The following is a 6,707-nucleotide window of genomic DNA, read 5'->3' on the forward strand; positions in this document are numbered from 1 at the left end:
GAGAGTGGCATGCAATTAAAACAAGTGAATCAAGAATTTTATGTTGCAGATCAAATCTCTCAACGAGATGTGGCTGAACTTGCAAATAAAGGTATCAAAACAATTATTTGTAATCGTCCTGATGGTGAGGGTGCTGATCAACCCAATATCATTGAAATACAAGAAGTAGCATCTACTCACGGGATTCAAGTTGAGTATTTACCTGTGGTGAGTGGCCGTGTAACTGATGAGCAGGCTGAAGAGTTTAAATCAGTTTATCAAGCAGCTCAAAAGCCAATCTTGGCGTTTTGCCGAACAGGTACACGTTCAATCACGCTTTGGGGATTATCTCAGGTTTCAGGATTAAGTCTGGATCAAATGCTATTGGTGTCTAAAACTTTGGGTTATGACTTACAAGGTTTAGTTCCAAGAATCCTCAATCAACACCCGATACAATTAAATAATGTGCCTAAATTTTCGGTGCTGATCGTAGGTGGTGGAGCCGCTGGGATTTCAGTTGCTTCAAGCTTACTTTCACGAGAGCCAAATCTAGATATTGCTGTGATTGATCCAGCAGAAATTCATTACTATCAACCTGGTTGGACGATGGTCGGTGGTGGAATTTTTGCACCTGAAAAAACAGTTCGAACCATGGCGAGTTTGATTCCTAAGCAAGTACAGTGGATAAAAGCTGCTGTAGCGGCTTTTGATCCAGACAATAAACAGGTGTTGTTAGAGGGCTGTAAGCCGATCAACTATGAAGTATTGGTGGTTTGCCCAGGTTTGAAGCTTAACTGGCACGGTATTGAAGGTTTAGTTGAAACGTTAGGCAAAAATGGTGTGACCTCGAATTATCGTTATGATCTAGCACCGTATACATGGCAGTTAGTCAGTCAAATGAAACGTGGTAAGGCGATTTTCACTCAACCACCTATGCCGATCAAATGTGCAGGTGCACCACAAAAAGCAATGTATCTATCTGCCGATTATTGGCAAAAACAAGGCGTATTGAAAGATATTCAAGTTGATTTCTTCAATACGGGTGCGGTGTTATTTGGTGTTGAAGCTTATGTGCCAGCATTGATGGAATATGTGAAACGCTATAACGCCAATCTGCACTTCAACCATCAGCTGGTAAAAGTTGATGGTGCAAACAAACGTGCATGGTTCAAGGTCAATCAAGGTGAAAGTACATCACTGTTAGAAACTGATTTTGACATGATTCATGTCGTTCCACCGCAACAAGCACCTGATTTTATTCGCGCGAGCAATTTAGTTGATGCAGCAGGTTGGGTGAGCGTTGATCAAAATACTTTGCAGCACAGTAAATATCCTTACATTTTTGCACTTGGAGATGTCATGAATGCTCCGAATGCGAAAACTGCTGCGGCAGCGCGCAAACAAGCGCCAATTGTTGCAGTGAATGTTTTGCAGTACTTAAAAGGTAGTGATCAATTTGCTCAGTACGATGGTTATGGTTCATGTCCTTTGACTGTTGAGCGAGGCAAGATCGTTCTTGCAGAATTTGGTTATGGTGGGAAACTGCTTCCGAGTTTTCCAAAGTGGTTCTTGGATGGTCAAAAACCTTCACGTATGGCATGGCTGTTAAAAGAACAAATCCTACCCCCGATGTATTGGGATGGCATGCTAAAAGGGCATGAGTGGCTGGTAAAACCTAAACTGTAATTTATTCATTAGATCCTATAAATCATTGGCTTAGCTCTAATTTTAGAGCTGGGTTAGGTTTTGTCACACTTGAAAAAGTGTATCTCATTTTTCATGAGGTCCTTTATGGATATGTGGTTATTAGTCTTGGAAGGTCTAGCAATCGGATGCTTGCTTGGATTAACAGGTGCGGGAGGAGGAATTTTAGCCGTTCCTGCACTAATGGCGAGTCAAGGATGGACTGTCTCACAAGCTGCACCTGTCGGACTGCTTGCAATTACACTTTCTGCGTTTGTGGGGAGTGTACAAGGCTTATTGAAAAAAATCGTACGCTATAAAGCTGCAATATGGATTGCTTTGATTAGTATTCCATCGGCTAGATATGGCGTGCATTTATCTAACATCATCTCTCCCACATGGTTAAGCCTAGCTTTTAGTTTAGTGATGATGGTTGTTGCCTATCGAATTTTCTTCAATAAAGTTCATGATTTTGAAGATCCACCATGTAAGGTTAATCAGTCTACTGGAAAACTTATTTGGAATGTGAAAACAGCCAGTGTATTGGGTCTTATTGGTGTGGTTGCAGGTTTGTTGACTGGATTGCTTGGTGTCGGTGGTGGATTTGTCATTGTTCCAGCGCTGCGTAAAGTAACTGATCTCGATATGCGCAGTATAGTTGCAACGTCGTTAATGATTATTTTTCTGATTGGCGGTGTGAGCATTTCTATCCACATACTCGATGGTTTCCAATATCCAGCTTCAGTAACGATCAGTTTTGTTGTTGCTTGCATCTTAGGGATGTTAGTCGGACGACGACTCATTAATTTGATTGATCTAAAAACAGTGCAAAAGATATTTGCAACTGTGGTAATCGGTGTTGCAGTTTATTTATTTTGGTCAAGTGTCGTTGTTATCATCTAAAGTCATATTTGCTAAGGATGAGCAGATTTATGTTATTTTTCTAATTCTTTGCAATGGAGGAAATAGTCACCATAAGATATTTTCATTAATATTCGTCAAAGTGATATTGTATCGTTAGCTTATATCCTTCGAGTTAGGAAAGAGACTATGTCAAAAGATGCAATTAAAATTACTGTTCGCCAAACGCAATTCAAAGCTGAGAATATTACAACGCATTATACTGAATCCACGTTGATGTCACATTTTCTTACGGCATTGTCCATGAGCTTCCCACAAGGTGAACGTTTTTTTGTAGAAACTGTGCGTAATGTACGAGATCAGATTCGTGATGAACAACTACAAAAAGATATTTCAGGTTTTATTGGCCAAGAGGCACATCATGCCCGTGCTCATGAACAGTTCAATCAACTGGTTCAAAGTAGTGAATATCATTTGAGAAAATTTGAAAAGGCTTATGAACAGGAGATGATTCGTTTAAGGGGGTTAAGTAAGCGTCGTCAATTGGCTGCAACGGTTGCACTTGAACATTTTACAGCGATGATGGCGGGTTATATGCTTGAATATCCAGACGTCATGTTCAAGGGCTTATCTGAAAATATGAGAAATCTTTGGCTTTGGCATGCTGTTGAAGAAATTGAACATAAACACGTGGCATTTGATGTATATCAGCAGATTTTTGCTAACTTACCTCAGCGTCGAAGAAGTATGCGAACAATTACAGTGGGATTTATCAGCAGTACGATAGTAATGACCAGTCATCTTGTCTGGCAAGACCGTAAAAATACTTTGTATTCACCAGGGCAGCTTTTTAAAAATTTCCAAACACTTTTAGGTCTGACACAAATGATCTAGCGTTTATTGCCTGATTATCTGGCATTTTATAAAGAAGACTTCCATCCTTCCAAGATTGATCAGCAGGATTTATTAATAAATGCTAGAGAATTATTAGGGAGGTGCTGACATTTCATAAAATACTATCCCTCGAAAAGTTTTGGATTGACATGGATTGATTTAATTAAATTAGGATGGCATTTGCTTAGCTGTGCGAGTAAGCCTATGAACCCTTATTCAGCAAAGTTAACTCTCAAGTAAATACATCTACCTCCAAAACTTAACGTACATTCAATTGGCAAATTACTGACAAATAAAATTTAAACGTTTAGTCAAAAAATGATAATAAAAACCTTTAAAAATCATAATAATTCATTTACAAATCTGTTGATGTAAATGATAATTAATATCATTAAAGCGGTGCTGCATTGTCCCATCAATGTTATGTATTTTGAACAACTCTCAAGTGATCTATGTTTTAAGAAATCGTGATTCGATAAAACATTTCAAACAAATTATTGCTTTCAATTTTCTAGCTTAAAGCTCAGTTGTGTTTAGAACAACTTACGATCATGATTAAATTTAGTGAATTTTATGTCCAAATCTTCCAACACTTATACACTTATTCAACCACATGTATTGGCTATTTCAATTGCTGTATCAATGGGGCTTATGTCTCAGACTTACGCAGAAAGCTCAAAGCTTCCGATAGATACCGCAGATAAGCGTATATCGAATACTGCGTTAGCGAATGTGAATGCTCAGAATCAAATTTATCAGATGACTCCGATTGTTATACAAGCTGAAAAAGAAGATACCATTCAGTTCGGGCAAAGTATTTTGAACCAAAAAGCGATTGATCGTTATCAAGCCAATAATGTTGCGCAATTATTGGATAATATGCCAAGTGTTGGTTCTGCAGGCTCACCAAGACCAGGTGGTCAAACGATCAATATCCTTGGGATGGGTGGCGTTGAGGATGTGCCGATTAGCTTGGATGATTCGATTAAAAGTTTTGATAAATATCGTCAAGGTTCAGTTTTTATTGAACCAGAAATTTTAAAGAAAATTACTGTAGATAAAGGTCCACATAATGTTGAGGTAGGAAATGGTGGCTTCGGTGGAAAGGTGACTTTAGAAACCAAGGATGCAACTAACCTACTTGTTGATGATAATCATATCGGAGCTTTTTTAAAGTATTCACGCTTCTCAAATAATACACAAAATACCTATACTGGGGCAGTTTACGCTCAGACTGAAAATGGTCTGGCCGATGGGATGCTTTATTATACCAATCGAGATAGTGGGGATGTGAAACGCCCAGATGGCAGCAAATTTCTATATTCTGCACAAGAGCAAAATACCTATTTGGTTAAGCTTAATTTTCATCCTACAGACAGCCAAAAAATTACGCTAAATGCAATGCAAAGTGGTCATAAAGGGTGGGAGCCATTTGCAGCTATGCGTGATCAAGACGCTGTACCAACTGAGGCAGATATTAAAAAATATGGCTATGAAGAAGCTTGGAAACGTCGTCTGGTTTATCGTGATCAGAGCGATACAAGCTATTCGATCGGTTATGAACTCAACCCAGAATCAAACCCATATCTGAATTTGAAAGCAGTTGCATCCTATTCCAAGACGAATCAACATGATCAAAGATTACCTAGTGTGAACGCTTCGGCTGCATTATTGGGCAATGAAAGCTGGGTGAAGTATACCAATACTGCATTTAAACTCAGTAATATTAGTCTTGTTGAAACCCAATACGGTACACATAAATTAAAAGTGGGTACGCAATATCAAAAAATGGAACAGAACTCGCTTCTGTATGATAAGAATAATTCAAAGAAAGCAGATTATAACTTTGGCTATTATGAGCCTAACTATATGCCATCAGGGCATCAGCAGATGTTGAGTGCATTTGTAGAAGACCAGTATCAAATTAACGATTTCACCATTACGCCTTCGATTCGCTACGATCATATTATCAATACAGGTACTCCAAATCGCGCACCACGTTTTAATGATCCAAGTGCAGGGCATGATTATTCTAGTAAAACTTATACAGGTTGGTCGCCAAGATTAGCATTGGCATGGAAGCAGGCGGATTATCTGACGTGGTTTGCCAATATCAGTAAAACATGGCGTGCGCCACGTGTAGATGAGCAATATTATGTGCAATCTGCAATGACTTCGGTGCCATCAACCAGTCGTTATTTATTGCCAGAAAAAATGCTAGCGATTCGTTTGGGTAACGAAATGAATTTTGATGATGTCTTTACGACAGATGATCATCTACAAGTCCGTCTAACTTATCACCGTAATCGTGGTAGTGATGAAATCTTCCGTAATCGATCAACCTTCTGTAAAGCACAGGCTGAAAATAATGCCAATGGTGGCAATGGCAGCATCAATGACTGTAATGGAAAGTATCATCATGGCTTCTATCGTAATGTCACAGACTATACGATCAAAGCATATGAGGCGGAGATTTTCTATAATCAGCCGACTTGGTTTACAGGTTTGACTTATTCATATATTCGGGGGCAACGTGATAATTCACCTGTTAATCCGTGGTTTGATCAGAAAACATGGATGACGGATATTCCACCGAAGAAAGCAACAGCAACCCTAGGCGTCAATGTTCCAGAGCATCATCTAACAATAGGATGGCGAGGAATATTTGTTGCTGCACAAGATCGCAGTCTTTCTGATAATGATAAGTCGATTGCAGCATCCTCTTTTTCTTTACCCAAAACCAAAGGGTATTCACTGCATGGTGTTTACATCGACTGGCAGCCGGTGGGAGAAAAAGGACCAACTTTAAATCTTTCGATAGATAATTTATTTAATCGAGATTACAAGATGTATTTAGGGGAATACATGACGGGTACGGGGCGTGATTATAAGTTGAGTATTTCCCAAAAATTCTAAGTTTAATCAGTTAGTAAATTGGGACTGTCTATTTTCTAATAAATTCTTCCTCTTCTTTATGATATTTGGAGAGGAAGCTCACTTTTTGAATCAGATAACATTGATATATGTGGTTAAAAATACAAATTGTCACAAATAGACGGGACGGTCTGAACATCTGATCGAATTTTCCTGTAAAATGCCCTCACGTTTAAAAAAACTCAATAAGAAGCGATGTTCAAGACTATTTATGCTGCATTAGAACAACTTGGCTTAACCGCACAAAAACGTGCGATACAAATACAATTTGCCAATCCGAGCTTAAATCAACAAGTCTTCCTCCAAAAAATTCAAGGTCAGCATGCCATTAATCAGGGCATGACTGCAGAACTGAT

The 6,707-nt window shown here is 38.8% G+C and carries 3 protein-coding genes and 1 pseudogene; all 4 read left to right on the forward strand.

What is annotated here, in order from left to right; all coding sequences use genetic code 11:
* The first annotated feature begins 9 nt into the window (after positions 1–9).
* The gene (locus tag F927_RS05800; RefSeq protein ID WP_005082469.1) at positions 10–1,665 is read left to right on the forward strand and encodes a bifunctional protein tyrosine phosphatase family protein/NAD(P)/FAD-dependent oxidoreductase; all 1,656 of its coding nucleotides are present in this window, start codon (positions 10–12) and stop codon (positions 1,663–1,665) included.
* 105 nt (positions 1,666–1,770) lie between these two features.
* The gene (locus tag F927_RS05805) at positions 1,771–2,565 is read left to right on the forward strand and encodes a sulfite exporter TauE/SafE family protein (protein WP_005082473.1); all 795 of its coding nucleotides are present in this window, start codon (positions 1,771–1,773) and stop codon (positions 2,563–2,565) included.
* A 147-nt stretch (positions 2,566–2,712) separates the two neighbouring features.
* A pseudogene (locus F927_RS05810) lies at positions 2,713–3,525 on the forward strand (metal-dependent hydrolase).
* A 465-nt stretch (positions 3,526–3,990) separates the two neighbouring features.
* Positions 3,991–6,333 carry a TonB-dependent hemoglobin/transferrin/lactoferrin family receptor gene (locus tag F927_RS05815; protein WP_005082476.1) on the forward strand — a complete coding sequence of 781 codons (2,343 nt, stop codon included), beginning with the start codon at positions 3,991–3,993 and terminating at the stop codon, positions 6,331–6,333.
* Positions 6,334–6,707 lie beyond the last annotated feature (374 nt).

Source organism: Acinetobacter haemolyticus CIP 64.3 = MTCC 9819 (assembly GCF_000369065.1).
Taxonomy (GTDB): Bacteria; Pseudomonadota; Gammaproteobacteria; order Pseudomonadales; family Moraxellaceae; genus Acinetobacter; species Acinetobacter haemolyticus.

Coding starts and splice junctions, on each gene's coding strand:
- F927_RS05800 (WP_005082469.1), top strand. CDS start 10: ATGCAATTAAAACAAGTGAATCAAGAATTTTATGTTGCAGATCAAATC.
- F927_RS05815 (WP_005082476.1), top strand. CDS start 3,991: ATGTCCAAATCTTCCAACACTTATACACTTATTCAACCACATGTATTG.
- F927_RS05805 (WP_005082473.1), top strand. CDS start 1,771: ATGGATATGTGGTTATTAGTCTTGGAAGGTCTAGCAATCGGATGCTTG.